Origin of the sequence: Zwartia sp. (assembly GCF_049655405.1) — a bacterium.
Classification (GTDB): domain Bacteria; phylum Pseudomonadota; class Gammaproteobacteria; order Burkholderiales; family Burkholderiaceae_B; genus Zwartia.
The window spans coordinates 252,166-268,238 of record NZ_JBASJR010000009.1; the positions used below are offsets into that span (position 1 = coordinate 252,166).

The 16,073-nt window shown below is 47.3% G+C and carries 15 protein-coding genes; 3 read left to right on the top strand and 12 right to left on the bottom strand.

The window, feature by feature from the left end; genetic code table 11:
* Nucleotides 1–50: 50 nt before the first annotated feature.
* Complete coding sequence (locus WBJ47_RS07060) at nt 51–818, top strand: FkbM family methyltransferase (RefSeq protein WP_422242882.1); 768 nt, start codon at nt 51–53, stop codon at nt 816–818.
* A gap of 25 nt (nt 819–843) precedes the next feature.
* On the opposite strand, the gene WBJ47_RS07065 is transcribed toward WBJ47_RS07060, so the two are convergent.
* The 9 genes from WBJ47_RS07065 to glmS all read right to left on the bottom strand — a co-directional run bounded on the left by WBJ47_RS07065 (nt 844) and on the right by glmS (nt 11,596).
* Complete coding sequence (locus WBJ47_RS07065; RefSeq protein ID WP_422242883.1) at nt 844–1,326, bottom strand: hypothetical protein; 483 nt, start codon at nt 1,324–1,326, stop codon at nt 844–846.
* A 48-nt stretch (nt 1,327–1,374) separates the two neighbouring features.
* Nucleotides 1,375–2,175 carry a hypothetical protein gene (locus tag WBJ47_RS07070; RefSeq protein ID WP_422242884.1) on the bottom strand — a complete coding sequence of 267 codons (801 nt, stop codon included), beginning with the start codon at nt 2,173–2,175 and terminating at the stop codon, nt 1,375–1,377.
* A 93-nt stretch (nt 2,176–2,268) separates the two neighbouring features.
* Nucleotides 2,269–3,417 carry a linear amide C-N hydrolase gene (locus WBJ47_RS07075; protein WP_422242885.1) on the bottom strand — a complete coding sequence of 383 codons (1,149 nt, stop codon included), beginning with the start codon at nt 3,415–3,417 and terminating at the stop codon, nt 2,269–2,271.
* A gap of 50 nt (nt 3,418–3,467) precedes the next feature.
* On the bottom strand, nt 3,468–4,148 hold the full coding sequence (locus WBJ47_RS07080; RefSeq protein ID WP_424585379.1) for a response regulator transcription factor: 681 nt from the start codon (nt 4,146–4,148) through the stop codon (nt 3,468–3,470).
* 27 nt (nt 4,149–4,175) lie between these two features.
* On the bottom strand, nt 4,176–5,306 hold the full coding sequence (locus WBJ47_RS07085) for a linear amide C-N hydrolase (RefSeq protein ID WP_422242887.1): 1,131 nt from the start codon (nt 5,304–5,306) through the stop codon (nt 4,176–4,178).
* An 82-nt stretch (nt 5,307–5,388) separates the two neighbouring features.
* Nucleotides 5,389–7,260, bottom strand: a complete 1,872-nt coding sequence (locus WBJ47_RS07090; protein ID WP_422242888.1) for an ATP-binding protein — start codon at nt 7,258–7,260, stop codon at nt 5,389–5,391.
* A gap of 48 nt (nt 7,261–7,308) precedes the next feature.
* Entirely contained in the window at nt 7,309–8,463 is a 1,155-nt protein-coding gene (locus tag WBJ47_RS07095; RefSeq protein ID WP_422242889.1) for a linear amide C-N hydrolase, read from the bottom strand.
* A gap of 169 nt (nt 8,464–8,632) precedes the next feature.
* Entirely contained in the window at nt 8,633–9,697 is a 1,065-nt protein-coding gene (locus WBJ47_RS07100) for a calcium/sodium antiporter (protein WP_422242890.1), read from the bottom strand.
* Nucleotides 9,698–9,763: 66 nt separating this feature from the next.
* A complete protein-coding gene (gene glmS / locus WBJ47_RS07105; protein WP_422242891.1) occupies nt 9,764–11,596 on the bottom strand; it encodes a glutamine--fructose-6-phosphate transaminase (isomerizing) in 1,833 nt (610 codons plus the stop codon).
* Nucleotides 11,597–11,746: 150 nt separating this feature from the next.
* Here glmS and WBJ47_RS07110 point away from each other — a divergent pair, with 150 nt between their 5' ends.
* The gene (locus tag WBJ47_RS07110; RefSeq protein WP_422242892.1) at nt 11,747–12,217 is read left to right on the top strand and encodes an Lrp/AsnC family transcriptional regulator; all 471 of its coding nucleotides are present in this window, start codon (nt 11,747–11,749) and stop codon (nt 12,215–12,217) included.
* Here the strand turns inward: WBJ47_RS07110 and WBJ47_RS07115 are convergent.
* The 3 genes from WBJ47_RS07115 to WBJ47_RS07125 are packed head-to-tail and all read right to left on the bottom strand — an operon-like array spanning nt 12,214 to nt 15,707.
* A complete protein-coding gene (locus tag WBJ47_RS07115) occupies nt 12,214–13,599 on the bottom strand; it encodes an MFS transporter (protein WP_422242893.1) in 1,386 nt (461 codons plus the stop codon). The two genes, WBJ47_RS07110 and WBJ47_RS07115, sit on opposite strands and share 4 nt — an antisense overlap.
* On the bottom strand, nt 13,596–14,972 hold the full coding sequence (glmU, locus tag WBJ47_RS07120; protein WP_422242894.1) for a bifunctional UDP-N-acetylglucosamine diphosphorylase/glucosamine-1-phosphate N-acetyltransferase GlmU: 1,377 nt from the start codon (nt 14,970–14,972) through the stop codon (nt 13,596–13,598). Before glmU ends, WBJ47_RS07115 begins: the two co-directional genes overlap by 4 nt.
* A 57-nt stretch (nt 14,973–15,029) precedes the next feature.
* The gene (locus tag WBJ47_RS07125; protein WP_422242895.1) at nt 15,030–15,707 is read right to left on the bottom strand and encodes a PhaM family polyhydroxyalkanoate granule multifunctional regulatory protein; all 678 of its coding nucleotides are present in this window, start codon (nt 15,705–15,707) and stop codon (nt 15,030–15,032) included.
* A 130-nt stretch (nt 15,708–15,837) separates the two neighbouring features.
* Between WBJ47_RS07125 and WBJ47_RS07130 the strand changes: the two genes are divergently transcribed.
* Nucleotides 15,838–16,071, top strand: coding sequence for a DUF3717 domain-containing protein (locus WBJ47_RS07130; protein WP_422242896.1), 234 nt, complete (start codon nt 15,838–15,840; stop codon nt 16,069–16,071).
* Nucleotides 16,072–16,073: the final 2 nt, after the last annotated feature.

The following is a 16,073-nucleotide window of genomic DNA, read 5'->3' on the forward strand; positions in this document are numbered from 1 at the left end:
CGGATGTCCGCAGATGCCCTTAAGTTTCACGTTTTCATCATCACGGACTCATGAATATTTTCAGAATTATTTTCCAAAAATTATATAAACTTCCCTTCAAACTTTACTGGTTCATCTGTCAATTACTCAATACGAAAAGTCTGCATTCAATTTATAAAATTAAACTTACCCCAAATTTCTCTGATCAAACTTTTCGATTTTGCCTAAAAGGCACCTATGGATATCAATTTTCTAATTTTCTAAATAATCAAAAATTACCTTTTATCTTTTTAGATATCGGTGCGAATCAAGGATTATTTTCTCTCATTGCCGCTCGCAACCCACTATGCAGAAAAGCATGGGCCTTCGAGCCCGTTAAGAGCACGTATGGAATGTTGATAAAAAACATTTCTTTAAACAAGCAATTCAATAAAGTACAAGGCATTAGGTGTGCAATCAGTCGGTCTAATCTAGACCAGGTCATCGGCATCACACCCAACCACTCAGGCGGCTCATCACTCATGGATGATCACCATGCCAGCATCACCGAAACTATTCATTGCATCTCAGGAGTCGACCTCAACGACATAATTGAAGTGATCGACGACGAACAGGTCTTGATCAAAATTGATACAGAAGGTTATGAACCCATCGTTATTGCTCAGCTAAAACTGACTCATTTTTGGCATCGCATCACTCATATCTACATCGAGATTGATGCGAATCGTCATGCAGATCAGGACGTCGTCAAGTTTTTAATATGTGAGGGCTTCTGTGAGGTGTTTAGAACATCCTCTGCGAGTGATCACTTTGATATTTTGATGCGGAGAAGTCATTAACCGAGCGATTTATCTCATTCCATTTTTATACTTTTTTCACTGTCTTATAGATTTTTTTAGTAATAATCGAAATCATCGAGATCATGGATGACGTTGCAATTGCAAAAGAAAATAGACCCGAAAACGCAATATAAAATGCAACTGATTTCCATCCCTGGGGAAGTAAGTCTGAAAAAATACCAAGTGTCGTATAGCAACTGCCAGCAAATAGCATAGCGGAGCGAGGATCCTCTATTAATCCTATCGAAAATAACGCGACAGTCCAGATCAAAATGGATGCCACTTGTACAAGGGACATCAGTAAGACCGCGACAACAAAACGCATGATTAAACTGAAATTCTTTGCGTTTAAAAGTATTGCACAAGACCTGACGTACCAAAGATAAATTTGAATAAATAAGAAAGCGTTTGAAGCGAGAACAATTGTCAGGACGATCAGACCAAAAGCTGCATCCCTAAAAATCTGCTCTGTTAAAAGATTCAGATCCGTCGTATCCATCGATTTCATTAGGTTCGCCGCGTCAAATACTGTTATGAGTAATCTTGCCAGATTAATTTAATCAGAAATGCTTGTCGTCAATCCAAAGAAAGCTCCCCAGCCTTTTGCACTCGATGGAATTGCAGAGACCATATAAGTCGGGCCGACTTGAAACTGCCAATGCTGTCCCATCACTTTGATCGTTTTTCCACCACTCAATGTGAGTTGATTCGTCGTATTTCTAGCTGAATAGTCAAATGTGACTTGGCTGGAGAGATTGTAGGACCACTCATCATTGGTTGTATAAGAAACTGTTGGCTGAACATTCAAGATATTGGCGGAACCACCAGACATATCACTACCAATTCCCCATGAGTTATACATCGCAACACCTAGCACCCAGTTATCAGGCGTATAAAAAGCCCCGGCAGAAACACCGACACCTGTTTGCCTGGATCCATTTAAATTATTGGAGGCAGGCGCTTGATAATAAGGTCCAATGCCGATATACCAATCCCCGGCAAATCTTGGTGCAAAAAAAGTGGCTAGCTGTACCGGCTGTAATTGATTGATCGCCTGCGGGTAGTTGATATTGCGGTTAAAGGTCAGCATCGGATTTAACAACAACTGCAAATCTGTGCCGAGCTTGATGGGGACAATCGGCTGAAAGGCAAACTCACTTTGCTGAGAACCGTTATTACTACCGATCTTCTGGCTGTAGTTATACGAAAAGGGAAGTTGCGTCTGAGGATACAGTTTGTTTTGCATCTTCTGACCTTCACGAGCAGCCTCGCTCATCTTGCTGCTTTTTTCCTGAGCGTTTAGGGTTCCAGAAATACACAAAAGCAATAGAAATAAAAAACTTCGAATATTTTTCATTAATTTGCACATGGGATATATCTAAAACAATATCTATTGTCTTCATTAGGAGCCACCGAGTGGTGGCTCCTAATGACCATTCAAGGATGATATTTATTTTAAAAATAAGGCTGTCGCATCAAGATTTTCATAGGCATTGATTGCGCTAAAAGTAATCACTTTTGTTTGTTTCACCGCAGTAAGTTTACGTACATCAAATTTTGCGAAATTAATGCTGTTGATTGTTCGCAAATAAAAATGACCGCGGCTCAAATCATTCATCGTCGTAAAGTACGTGGACTCAGAAGAAATTTTATTCGCCGCAAATGCTTCGGCTTTACTGGCAGTACCGGGCAAATCTGCGGAAATATCTTTAGGTCTATCAAAATTATTCATCACGTGCGACAGTGTCTTGACGGCCTGATCAGGTGTGTTTGCCTTATGCGCAAAGTTTGAGTAATAGGCCGCCTTCACAAAACGTCCCACCGAAGTTTCCGCAGAAGGCAAATTGGCCATATTGCCGCCGCTATCCGTCGAAGCAACCTTAAGAGCATTGAACTGACCTGTATTCTTATCGATGTTTGTCAGATAAGCATAATTATTCATATTCTTTAGATGCCAAGGAAATGGCGGATCATTCGTCATGACTGCGGTGGGATTGTCGTAGACCGAGGTCTTGCCGTCGGTAAACTCAATCACAATAGAACCGCCTGCTTTGTCATACATCGCAAAATGTAATGGGGCATACAGGTTTGCCATGCTGGGCACGCGAGGCAACCAAACTTCGACTTCCTTGCTATCCAGCGCCTGTTTCACCTGCTGAACGTTTTGAAAATTGCCCAGTGCCCAGGTGCCTAGATCTAAGGCAGACAAAATCTTGTCTGCCGAAGCTTTTGGTACGGGTGGATTGTTTTCAATGAGTGCATTGGTGGTGATGGTCAAACCTTGATCATTAACTGCCTCATGAAGCGTGGCCTGTTTCGCATTTGCGGCCAAGCCAACCAGCGTTACACCCAAAATTCCATACTTGGTATTAAATGTCTTACCCTGCTTGCCCTCTGGTGTGACCGATTCAATGCGCGTTCCAGCCGGAAAATATGTCACAGTGTCAGGCTGCTGACCTGCAAACTCATTGGTACGACCTTGATAGACGTTGCCTTGTGCATCCCTGATGCTCAGTACGGTACAGGCAAAAGTATTTGCCACTGTGGAAAAGACAAGACACGTTGATAAAAGAATCTGCGATGCAATTTTTAATTTCATATTTCACTCCACGGGTAATAATCAGGGAACATGCTTAGCACTTTAAACACTCAAGGATCGATCCGAATAGCTTGTGTTAATTGATAGCCTTCAGAGCGCATCGATTTAATTAAACTCTCCGGAATATCTATGTCCGCTAATTTTTTTCGTAGTCGATACACCTGAAGTTCCAATTGATTTTTCGCCAACTCATTCGCGCTTCGCTCCGTGACTTCAAACAATCGCCAGTAAGGCAATCTGTGATCAGGCGCCATCGCGAGGGCCTTAAGCAAACTCACGTCCATTCGACTCAGATTTGCCACGCCGTGTCCGGACGTTAAACACATACCTGACACGCTTAATGCCAAGTCATCCACACTGGCTTCTGGTGTAGAAACACGCCTTTTGACAGCCTTGACTGCCGCAGAAAGTTCAGCAGGGGAAACAGGTTTACACAAATAAAAATCTGCACCGCTTTCATATCCACGGATCCGGTCAGTCTCCGAGGTTCTGGCAGAAAGCATGATGATATTGATCTTGGGATCCGCCGCTCTCATTCTTTTGGCAATATCAAAACCAGATTCCCCCGGCAGATTCACATCCAGAACCAGTAAATGAACCATTCCCGCTGACATGCACTCGTCTAACTCTTCAGCACAGGAAACAGCCAAGACATCCATACCTTCGTGAATGAGCGCATCCACGAAGACTTGACGTAAATCCAAATGATCTTCAACAACCACTACTCGCATGGCAATGCGCCTATCAGCATGAAGGGATTAGTTTGCATAAAACAACTTAAAGACATCCGCGCCCGCTTGATCCACAGCAAAGGTCGAGATAGATTTGATTTTCTTGACATCTTTGAGCTTATTCATATCGATGACGGACCAATTCATCGCATTGATACTTCTAAAATACAACAGGTTGCGGGACAAGTCTTGCAACGATGTCCACACCGTGACCTCACTGGAGTTATTACGTGTGACACCATCGCCCATTCCGCCGGCTGCATCGACCGTCAAATCGTAAGGCCGATCAAAATTATTCATGATGTGCGCAAGCGTAGTAATCGCCTCGTCTGGTGTTTTCGCTTTGCGAACGTAATTGGCATAAAACGCTGCTTTGACAAACCGTCCTTGCGTCGTCTCGGCAGAAGGCAAACTGGTCAAAGCAATACCTGCGTCTTGCGTCTGAAGCTTAAGCTGACCAAGCTGTCCTGTATTTTTATTGAGATTGGTAAACGTATAGTTATTTAAATTTTCCAAATGCCAAGAAAAAGCAGGACCGTTAGTCATGACTCCCACTGGGTTGTCATAGACTTGCATTGAGCCGCCCAAAAACTCCACAACAATAGAGCCGCCCTTTTTATCGTTGATAGAGAAATGCAATGGCAAAGGGGTATCAGGTGCTAACGCATTCTTTGTCGGTACCCAAAACTCAAGCTTTCCACTGTTGAGCGCTTCCTTCACCTCTTGTGCAGTCTTAAAGTTTCCTAGTACCCACGCGCCCAGATCATTTACCGCCAAAATCTTTGCGTTGTCTTTCCCTACCGTGGGTGATTCCGTTCCGTTCAACCAGTTCGCTGAGAAACTGAGTCCCTGATCATTGATACCCTCACCGATGGTCAGCTGCTTGGCTGAAGCAATGAATTTACCGGTCATGCCTAAAATCGGATACTTGGTGTCAAACGTCATCCCTTGATTATCGGATGGCGTAAATGAAATGACTTTCATGCCAGCAGGAAAATAAGTCATATCCATTGGAAGAAGTGCACTGTATTCCAGTGTTCTAGCGTGATAGGCACGTCCCTCTGTATCCGTAATCAAAATCGATGTACACGCTACGGCTTGGCTGACCGAGGCAAAAGCAAGTGACATCGCAGTCAGAAATCCGATCATTTTTTTCATTTTCACGCTCACCTTTGAGTTCACTTCATTTAACAATGCATGAAATGTAGTCAAACGTTACAGAGAAAACTTTCTTAAACTTTCATTTCTGAGCAGGAATATCCAACATAAAGCGTGCGCCTTGGGCCTTTGCCTCATAACTCACACTCCCACCCAACAATTTGACGAGTGATTGAACGAGATATAGACCGAGGCCGGAACCCGTTCGCTGATGTGCCAATGCCGAGCGGTAATATTTACTGAACACTTGCTGCGGATCTGGAAAACCAGCGCTACCCACTGTATTTTCGACTTCGATACGTACCTTCGTGAGATCACCCGTTAAAGTCATCATCACCGGACTCGCTGGAGGGCTATATTTCAAGGCATTTTCCAACAAGTTAGACAGAATCACGCGCACGAGCTGCGGGTCCGATTGAAGACTCAACTCGCCCTGCGCATGCCTATGGATGCGTTCGCCTTCGGGTATGGATAAACATAAACTATTCACCATTTCGAGCAAATCGATATCCTGCAGCTGAATATCGATGCGCTCGTCCTCCAGTCGCTCAACTTGTAAAAGTCTCTCAATAATGCTGTCCATATCCGTGACTGCTCGCTCAACCACCTCATGCGTTTTGGTCGGCAACGATGTGCCTCCCACAGCCATTCGAACGACAGAGAGCGGCGTCTTCATTTCATGCGCCAGCATTTTTAGAAAGTTTGCTTGTTCTTCGCGTTGGGCGCGCTCTTGCGCGACCTCAATTTCGACAAGCGCTAACCGTCGAGACTTTTCTTGCTGGTTTTGAGACAACCGATACAAACGCTTTTGAATCAAAAACATTAGCGTAATACTGGTCAACAGCGGATAGACTAGATTGAAGTAAAAAAATAAATCATTCCCGGATGATGCGCCCATGATGGGTAAGCGATGTAAAAAAGCAATAGAGATCGCTAAACCGTAAATCAACACTAGAAATGCTTTAGAACAGATGGGCTGCTCCTCTTGCGGTGCATGTCGTGCTTGCTTCCAAGCCTGTGTAGAGACGACGCTAGATATGGCGAGCAACATGTATGCAGCCACCACCAACGAACTCAAGCGAGCCGCCTCGTTTGTTTTTCCCATTAGCATGAGCACCACTGCAATCGGGAAAAATAAAACCAAACTGCCATGCATTCTTGCAATCCATCGGTTCGGTTTGAACTCACGAATCAACTGCCAGTCAAACCAAATAAGTGTTGTGATAAATGTAAAGGCGATGAGATTTGTCAGTTGGTCTATCCAGGCGGGCGGTAACCAACCCGACGAGAAAATACGCAGATAACCTAAGATCGCGAGGGCATACACAATGACAACCGTTTCTCGTATCAAATAAAACGATAGCAACTTATCTGTTCTGTTTATTCTTGTCAGTACTGCCCAACCAAAACACACAAAGAGTGCTGACAGAAAAAGCATCGTGATGATTTCTTGCTTGCGATCCGCCGCGCGCACCTGCTCAGGCGTCATCACCTCAATGAAGGTTAAAGTACTCACACTCGCCTTGATTCTGAACCAAATGTCGCGGGGCTCTGTGCCCACAGGGATAACAAAATTCAGATTCAATGAACGATATTCATCGTCCGCCCAATCATAGTAATCACCCGTCACGCGCACAGTATCTTTGGTGGCGAGCGGATCATAAATCCAAATTTGATCTTGATACGGTGGCCGAATGCGCACGATCAACTGTTGTACAGAGGGATCTCCTATGAGACTTGGCTCGATACGCAAGCGAAGCCAAAACGCTGACTGACTGTAGCCCTTTGAAAAAAGCTTTGTCGCTAGAGGGGATTCCTTAGCCTGCTTAGCCTCAGCGAGCGTCATCGTGCCACTGGGATCTTCAACCCAGCCGCGTTCAAGCACCAGATCACTTGCCTGCGCATTGATCGCACAGAGCAAAATGATCAGTGTCAGTAAATATCTATAAATCATGATGGTGCAAGGTTACTCCACCATCACGCAATAGTCGATCAAGAGCAATTATGATTTTTTCAAGAATAACTCTGTCGCATCCAAACTCTTATGATCATTGATTGTTTGAAACTTAACGACCTTGACCTCTTTTAAGCCGCTCAATTTTTTAATATCAAACTTTGAAAAGTTGAGACTATTAATGGTTCGGAGGTAAAAGTGGCCCTGTGACAAATCATTCAACACTGTGAAATAAGTTGATTCAGATCCCACACCGGCTGTCATTGAAAAGGCCGTCGAGAACGTACCTTTGACCGGCTCATCGACCGAGATATCCAGAGGTCTGTCAAAATTATTCATCACGTGACCTAGTGTGAATATCGCCTGCTCAGGTGTTTTCGCTTTACGAGCAAAGTTTGAATAAAACGCGGCCTTTACAAACCTGCCGGATGAAAGTTGATTCGAAGGCAGTCCTCTTAAGGCAATTCCGCCAGAACCTGCTTTTGCCTCAAAACCATTAAAGCTCTGCTTGTTTTTATCTATGTTGGTCAAATCTGCATAATCATTCAAGTTCTGTAGATGCCACGGGAGCGGAGGATCATTCGTCATGACATAAGAAGGATTGTCGTAGACATGTATGCCATTGTTAAACTCGATCACAATGCTTCCGCCCGTTTTGTCATACATTGCAAAATGCAAAGGTGCTACAAGATCACCCATCGAAGCGATTTTAGGTAACCATAGATCCACTTCTTTATTTTTTAAAGCCTGTTTGATCTGCCCTACATTTTGAAAGCTACCTAACGCCCAGGTTCCAAAGTCCATCACAGACAAAATATTTTCCGGCGGTGCAGTAGGCGTTGGTGTTGTATTACCCATAAATGCGTTGGTGGTGAGGGACATACCCTGATCATTTACCGCCTCATGGATTGTTTCTTGCTTTGCATTCGGCGTCATCCCTTTGAGGGTCGCGCCGAAAATTGCATACTTTGTATTGAACGTTTTACCTTGCTTACCCTCTGGAGTCACGGACTCGATTCTGGTTCCAGGCGGATAATAAGATAAGGCGTCTGGCTGCTGTCCCACAAACTCATTGCTCCGAGCTTGATAGACATTGCCATTGGCGTCTCTGATAGCCAATACGGTACAAGCAACACTGTTTCCCACCGAGGAGGCGAGAAGCGCAAGCGATAACAATGCGCCATTGACTGTTTTCATTTTCATGATAATTCCTAATATCAGGTGAGTGATCAGACTTACACCACCCAATACTATGAAATTATTAAAACCGCTCCTTTCAATAACTTTCTTCGAACACTCAAATATGTGAATTCTAGTCAAGTCGATCTAGGCCGAATAGCTCTACTTCTTAGTCCCCGTAAAAAGGTGAAGATTACCCTTGAGGCTTGCGAATTAGCACAACAACAAGTGTCACCACGGTAATCGGTACGACGAAGCTCATCATGACCGTGGAGAAAACAGGGATTGAATCGTGCTCTTTTGAAGCCAAAATCAAATAAGCAACATAAGCGACGTAGTAGCCGATAAATATACCGCCTTCCCAGCGGGCAATTTCTCGACCCGTCATAAAAACAGGAATACAAGCAAAAGACACCGCTAGCATGACCCACAAATCAAAGTTTAGTAAGGATGTAGGAACGATAAGCCCGTCTGGAGCGAAAAGCCCGGTCACGCCAAGACATCCTAGAATGTTGAAGGTATTGCTTCCAACGACATTACCGACAGCAATGTCGCGTTCTCCCTTTATTGCCGCCATGACTGAAGTCGCGACCTCAGGCATAGACGTCCCCGCAGCGACTATTGTCAGACCGATAACAATATCGCTGACTCCCATGAGGCGAGCGAAAGTGACGGCTGAGTCCACAAACCACTCCGAACCTTGGACTAACAGAACTAGGCCTAAAAGAATCAAAAGTACTTGGACATAAATAGATGCATCCCATTTAGAGGTCTTATTATTTTCTTGTGCATATTCTTCTTTAATTTCACGTGTTTCTTTACGAGATTGAACAATTAAAAAAACAGTGTAAGCAACAAGTATTACCAACAGTAGTAGCGATTCAATGAACGCGATACGTGCATCTGAAGCCAAAACAAAGAGTAAGAGACATGATCCGATCAAAATAGGAATTTCTTGACGAATGATCTGTGAGTGCACAACGAGGGGTGTGATTAGCGCCGATATCCCTAGAATAAAAAGAACATTAAAAATATTACTACCCACAACATTACCGATCGCGATATCTGTTGTACCTGATAAGACGGCATTTACAGAAACTGCCAATTCTGGCGCGCTTGTCCCAAATGCAACAACAGTTAAACCGACAACAAGCGGCGACACACCAAGAGTTGTCGCAAGTCGACTAGCACCTCGGACAAGTAACTCAGCACCGATAACCAGTGCGATGAGTCCAATGATGAACATCAAGATAGTCATGATAAATGTCGTCCTTACTATTTAAGTGGCGAATTCGACTGCTTGACGCGAGAGGTCCTTGCTTGATCACTCCACCGTCACACTCTTAGCCAGATTCCGCGGCTTGTCTACATCCGTGCCTCGCGCACACGCCGTGTGATACGCCAACAACTGCAGCGGCACGGTATGCAAAATCGGTGACAACAAGCCATAGTTTTCAGGCATGCGAATAACATGCAAGCCCTCGCTGCTGACAAGCTTGGTATCCGCATCCGCGAACACATATAACTCACCACCACGCGCGCGCACTTCCTGAATATTTGATTTCAGCTTTTCTAACAAAGCATCATTGGGTGCAATCGTCACAACAGGCATCTGATCCGTCACTAGAGCCAAGGGGCCATGCTTGAGCTCGCCCGCCGGATAAGCCTCAGCATGAATGTAGCTAATCTCTTTCAGCTTAAGCGCACCTTCGAGCGCGATCGGATAGTGCATGCCACGACCGAGAAACAACGCATTTTCTTTCGTTGCAAAACGATCGGCCCAAGCCATAATTTGTGGCTCGAGTGCGAGCACAGCACCGATCGCCACTGGTAAGTGTCTCAATGCTTTAACGTGCTGGGCCTCTTGCTCTTCAGTGAGTTGGCCATGCACTTGCGCAAGCGCCAAGGTCAACATGAACAGTGCGGTCAGCTGCGTGGTAAATGCTTTAGTAGACGCCACACCAATTTCTACACCGGCACGTGTAATGTAGGCTAGCTTGCATTCACGCACCATCGCGCTCGTCGATACGTTACAGATCGTTAAGGTCTGCTCCATTCCTAGACCGCGAGCATGCTTCAGCGCTGCGAGTGTGTCGGCTGTTTCACCCGACTGCGAAATCGTTACCACCAGGGTCTTTGGATTTGGCACGCTATCTCGATAGCGATACTCGCTCGCAATCTCGACAGAGACGGGAATTTTTGCAACCGACTCGATCCAATATTTTGCAGTCGATCCCGCGTAGTAGCTCGTGCCACACGCCAAGATCAGCACGCGATCAATGTCTTTAAATACTTTGTAGGCTTGATCACCAAACAACTCTGGCGTGATGGACTCTACATCCTCAAGCGTATCCGCGACGGCGCGAGGCTGCTCGAAGATTTCTTTTTGCATATAGTGACGGTAGGGTCCGAGCTCAGCCGCACCCGTATGCACATGAACGGTGTTGATCTTGCGATCAACAGCCTTTCCGGCCTGATCCATGATCCAGACGTTACCCAATTGCAGATCCGCCACATCACCATCTTCGAGATAAATAATTTGGTCGGTCGTCCCTGCAAGCGCGAGTGCATCGGAGGCTAAAAAGTTTTCACCTTTGCCGCGCCCGATCACGAGTGGCGAGCCTTGTCGTGCCGCCACGATACGATGGGGCTCATCCCGACAAAACACGGCGATCGCGTAGGCGCCATGCAAACGACGAACCGTCTGCTGCACCGCCTCTAACAAATCACCTGCATAAAGGTGACGCACCAGATGCGCGATGACTTCTGTATCTGTCTGACTTTCAAAGACGTAACCCACTGCCTGCAATTCTGCGCGCAATTCTTCGTGATTTTCGATAATGCCATTGTGTACAAGCGCGATGCTTGCTTCTTCTTTGCCCACTGCTGAAAAGTGCGGGTGCGCATTACGCGTAACTGGCGCGCCATGCGTCGCCCAGCGCGTGTGTGCAATTCCTGTAAAACCGGCGATGTGCTGTGTCTTAATGTCTGTTTCCAACTCAGCAACACGCTCGGTGCTGCGTGCACGACGCAGTCCACCATTGTCGTACACCGCCACACCACAGGAGTCGTAGCCGCGGTATTCAAGCCGCTTGAGACCTTCAACCAAAATAGGGGTGATGTCGCGCGAAGCGACGGCGCCAACGATGCCGCACATAGACTTTCTCCTGAGAATCACCTATTGTGCCCAATTTGGCTAGAAATATTATTTCACTTATTATCTATTTATGAAATAAATATACTATCTATATAATTCATGAAATATAATTTCATGAATTGACCTGTTGCTTAGGATATATCTACCAAAATGACACTCGACGCTTTGGACGACCTTGATCGACGTATCCTCAATCAATTGCAACACAACGCTAACCTGACCAATCAAGCATTGGCAGAGCGGGTGCACGCCTCACCTCCAACGTGCTTGCGACGTGTCCGTCGACTGACAGAGCTGGGGGTCATTGCCAAGCAAGTCGCGATCCTCGATCCCTCCAAACTTGGCAGCACACTGACCGCGATCATCGAAGTCACATTGGATAATCAGTCGGCCGAAAAGCTGCAAGCATTCGAAGAAATTGTGCTGCGCGAAGTCGCGATCATGCAGTGCTATCGCGTCTCAACTGGCCCGGACTTTGTGTTAATCGCCCAAGTGGTCGATATGCCGGCCTATCATGCATTGGTGCATCGCGCGCTGACGGCTGCGGTAAATGTACGGAATGTACGCACCTTCTTTTCAGTACACCGCAGCAAGTTCGATACTCGACTCGCGCTTGATTAACCCAGTTTGCTATTGGGGACTAGATAGTGACGGACGACATTAACAGTCACCGCAACCAGTGAAAAGAAAATCGCCACCAAGAGTCCAAGCATCGGCCCCCAGCTTAAACCCAAGCTAAACACCAAGGACACCACCGCCGCACCAAAGCTCTGACTAAAAACTCTGGTCGTCGCTTGCAAACCACCGAGTGCGCCCGCTCTATGCCGAGGCGCCGAGCCAATCAGCACACGATTGTTAGGTGTCTGAAAAAAACCAAAGCCCACGCCTGAAACTAACATCGCCGCAAACAACCATCCATCGGCAATCGAGGCTGGCATCAGCACCACACAGAGCAAACCAACGGCCATCGTCCCCGCCCCCAGACCACTGAGCAAGGCGACCGAATAACGATCGGACAAACGTCCTGCAATCAAGGCGATCACTCCCGCGCCTGCAGGCCAACCTGCCATTAAAAAGCCTACGGATAGCTGCGATCGTTCGAGCGTGATTTGCAAATAAAAGGGGAGCGATACCAAGGTCGCCATTTGACCCGCAAAGGTACTTGCTGATGCTGCGAGCGCATAGCGCATCGCGGGTATCCGAAAAAGATCGACCGGCACCAACGGCGCAGCTTGCTGACTCGAGCGACGGACCAGCGCCGATCCAATCAAAATAGCAATCGCAATGAGGGCAATACCGTGCCAAGTCGCATCAATCAAATAATCGATACCAAGAATAAACAAACCGATCGTGGTCATGCTCAGCATGGCCGCCTGCCAATCAAAGCGCGACTTGAGTGGAGCGACATCAGGCAAATAGCGCACGCCTAACAATGTCAACAGTCCCATCGGCACGCTAAAGAAAAAGATCCAGTGCCACGTCGCTAATGACAAAATAAATGAACCGATGGTCGGTCCCAGCACGGAAGACACCGCAACAGTCAAGGCGTTGAGTCCAATTCCGCGACCAATTAAATGAGGTGGATAAATATGACGCACTAGCGCGCCAAATAAGCACATGATCGCGGACCCACCGAGACCTTGAAAAATTCGGCTAATGAGCAAGGCAGGCAAATTCGGCGCAAGCGCACTTGCAAGCGCCGCCAAAATAAAAGTCAGCAGTCCGTAATAAAACAAACGTTTAAAACCGATCCGCTCCCCAATCGCCGCCATCGGTAACAAGGTCATCGCGACCGTCAGGCTATAAGCATTGACCACCCACACGACACTGGAGGCCGATTCATTGAGACTCTCAGCGATCGAAGGCAAACCCACGTTAATCATGGTCGCATCCAGCACGGCCAGCATCAACCCGAGTGCCAACGCGAGCGCCGCCATGCCTCGTCGTCCAGGCGGCAATCCTTCAATTGCTTCGGCAGACTTCTCTACTTTTTCCTCACTCATACTTTTGCTTTTTTGACGGGGCGCTTCCAACCATCGATTGATGTCTGCTTAGTGCGTGTCACCGTCAACTGATGTGCGGGTGCATCGCGCGTAAGCGTCGTGCCCGCACCTAAGGTCGCACCACGTCCCACTCGAACAGGCGCCACCAGTTGCGTGTCCGAACCAATAAAAGCATCGTCTTCGATAATAGTGCGATGCTTGTTGGCCCCGTCGTAATTGCATGTAATAGTCCCCGCACCAATATTGACGCGCTCGCCCACATCCGCATCACCGACATATGCGAGATGATTGGCTTTACTTGCCTTACCAATCACGGAATTTTTAATTTCCACGAAATTACCGACATGCGTCTGGTCTGACAAGACGGCACCAGGACGTAGGCGTGCATAAGGACCAATTTGTGCGTCGGCACCTACCTGTGTCTGATCCAAATGGCTAAACGCCTCAATGCGCGTACGTGCACCAAGTGTCACATTTTTAAGAACGCAATGCGGGCCAATCTGCACGCCATCTCCCAGCGTGACGGTACCTTCAAATACACAACCCACATCGATGAACACATCTTGGCCACACTTCAAGGTGCCACGCACATCGAAGCGTGCGGGATCTGCAAGTGTCACACCTGCCTCAAGCTGACGCCTAGCCAGCTCTGTTTGCCAGAGTCGCTCAAGCTGCGCTTGCTGGGCACGACTATTCACACCCAAGGTTTCAAATGCAGCCGCAGGGTGCGCGACACTGACAGGCAAGCCATCTGCAACCGCCATGCCAATAATATCGGTCAGGTAGTACTCGCCTTGCGCATTGTTATTCGTCAAACGAGAAAGCCATGCTTTCAGCAAACGTGTAGGTGCCGCAACGATTCCCGTATTGACCTCTTTAATTGCTCTCTGTTCCGCACTCGCATCTTTATGCTCAACAATGGCACAAACTTGCCCCTGCGCATCACGCACGATACGCCCATAGCCTGTCGGATCCGTGAGAATTTCCGTCAAAACGGCCAAGCCTTCACCGCGAGCCGCTAGCAGTGCATGCAAGGTTTCAGGCTGAACCAGTGGAACATCACCGTAAAGAACAATCGTCACATCGTGATCACCATCTTCTTTCAGCAAAGGAGCCGCTTGTAACACCGCGTGTCCTGTCCCAAGCTGTGGCTGCTGCAAGGCAAACTGTAAACCAGCATGCTCTGCGTATGCTTTTTGCACTTGCTCTGCGCCATGCCCGACGACAACAGCGATGCCTTGAGCGCCAAGCGACTCGGCCGCATCCAGCACGTGCGACAACATCGCACGACCAGCAATGGGGTGAAGCACTTTAGGAAGGTTGGACTGCATGCGCTTGCCTTGACCGGCCGCGAGAATCACGATGTTGAGCATATTTTTATATTTGATGCGAAAGCGATATCAATGAATCGAAATAGTAAAACGAGTTCTTTATTTCTGGGGGGTAGAACGGATGACAGTTTTTTTTGTATTGCTACGTGAGCGGGCGGTTGTTTTGGCGCCTACTGACTTTTCCTTTTTGACAGCATGTACGGTTTTTGCTGCCTTAGTTGTTTTCCCTCCAGGCGCTGCAGCCAAACTTGCTGTCGTGGCCGCCGCCAGCTGACCAAACTGTTGCGTCAGCATATTCCACCAGGCCTGCGCGGCATCGGCATTTGGCGCATCAGGATTCGGTACTTTTGCGATGGGTGGAATTGGAGTCTCCGATACCGGAGCCTGCGCAGGCGTTGAAGGCGCAGAGGGCACTGAAGACGCAGACGGAGAATGTGGCCAGCTCTGCTTAGATATGTCGCGATTGGCAGACATAAACTGTTGCAAAGTTGTGATGGTGGCAAGCTGCACTTCCATTCCCTGAATCGTGCTGCTCAACATGGACAGGTTGAGCTTTAACCAGCTTTCCACTGACTTAAGCTCATGAATTTTCTTTTCGAGCTCAGCAGGATCGAGAGTCGGCTGCATCGCAAACCCCTTGGCCAAACCATTTGCACCCGACAACGTGCTAAACGTCTGGCGCATCATTTCTAAGCTGGCGAATAACGGGTTAGACGCCATTTCACCGGTCTGTCCCAGACCTGGCAAAATAAATGGATTGTTTGCATTCGCAGTCATCACGAGCCCTTGATGGGGGAGAACCCTTACATATTACTCGCATCCTGATTCCTCGGTCGAGGCGGGCGAATACCGAATAAAAATCGGGCTTTTACAGGATGTCCAACCGATATTCTGGGACAATAGACAGATGCAAAGCTTTATTACTCTTCCTGAAATTGAATCCGCCATCAACTTTTGGCGTCAGCGCAGTCCTTCCGTTGGGGAGGAGTTACGCTTGTGCCAAGAAGCTTCTAGCCTTGCGACCCCTTACGCGCTCATGATTATTGAAAGAAAATCTCAACTTGAGATTTCTTTGATGTCCGAAAAAGCGCAGATTGCACTGCAGACTTGGCGAGATGCAGCTGCCACGCAGCAAAAATAGCG

What these genes read in the sequence shown, in the direction of transcription:
- WBJ47_RS07095 (WP_422242889.1), bottom strand. Translation starts at nt 8,463, where the DNA reads ATGAAAATGAAAACAGTCAATGGCGCATTGTTATCGCTTGCGCTTCTC.
- glmS (WP_422242891.1), bottom strand. Translation starts at nt 11,596, where the DNA reads ATGTGCGGCATCGTTGGCGCCGTCGCTTCGCGCGACATCACCCCTATT.
- WBJ47_RS07115 (WP_422242893.1), bottom strand. Translation starts at nt 13,599, where the DNA reads ATGAGTGAGGAAAAAGTAGAGAAGTCTGCCGAAGCAATTGAAGGATTG.
- WBJ47_RS07080 (WP_424585379.1), bottom strand. Translation starts at nt 4,148, where the DNA reads ATGCGAGTAGTGGTTGTTGAAGATCATTTGGATTTACGTCAAGTCTTC.
- WBJ47_RS07070 (WP_422242884.1), bottom strand. Translation starts at nt 2,175, where the DNA reads ATGAAAAATATTCGAAGTTTTTTATTTCTATTGCTTTTGTGTATTTCT.
- WBJ47_RS07090 (WP_422242888.1), bottom strand. Translation starts at nt 7,260, where the DNA reads ATGATTTATAGATATTTACTGACACTGATCATTTTGCTCTGTGCGATC.
- WBJ47_RS07075 (WP_422242885.1), bottom strand. Translation starts at nt 3,417, where the DNA reads ATGAAATTAAAAATTGCATCGCAGATTCTTTTATCAACGTGTCTTGTC.
- WBJ47_RS07065 (WP_422242883.1), bottom strand. Translation starts at nt 1,326, where the DNA reads ATGAAATCGATGGATACGACGGATCTGAATCTTTTAACAGAGCAGATT.
- WBJ47_RS07110 (WP_422242892.1), top strand. Translation starts at nt 11,747, where the DNA reads ATGACACTCGACGCTTTGGACGACCTTGATCGACGTATCCTCAATCAA.
- WBJ47_RS07100 (WP_422242890.1), bottom strand. Translation starts at nt 9,697, where the DNA reads ATGACTATCTTGATGTTCATCATTGGACTCATCGCACTGGTTATCGGT.
- WBJ47_RS07060 (WP_422242882.1), top strand. Translation starts at nt 51, where the DNA reads ATGAATATTTTCAGAATTATTTTCCAAAAATTATATAAACTTCCCTTC.
- WBJ47_RS07125 (WP_422242895.1), bottom strand. Translation starts at nt 15,707, where the DNA reads ATGACTGCGAATGCAAACAATCCATTTATTTTGCCAGGTCTGGGACAG.
- WBJ47_RS07085 (WP_422242887.1), bottom strand. Translation starts at nt 5,306, where the DNA reads ATGAAAAAAATGATCGGATTTCTGACTGCGATGTCACTTGCTTTTGCC.
- glmU (WP_422242894.1), bottom strand. Translation starts at nt 14,972, where the DNA reads ATGCTCAACATCGTGATTCTCGCGGCCGGTCAAGGCAAGCGCATGCAG.
- WBJ47_RS07130 (WP_422242896.1), top strand. Translation starts at nt 15,838, where the DNA reads ATGCAAAGCTTTATTACTCTTCCTGAAATTGAATCCGCCATCAACTTT.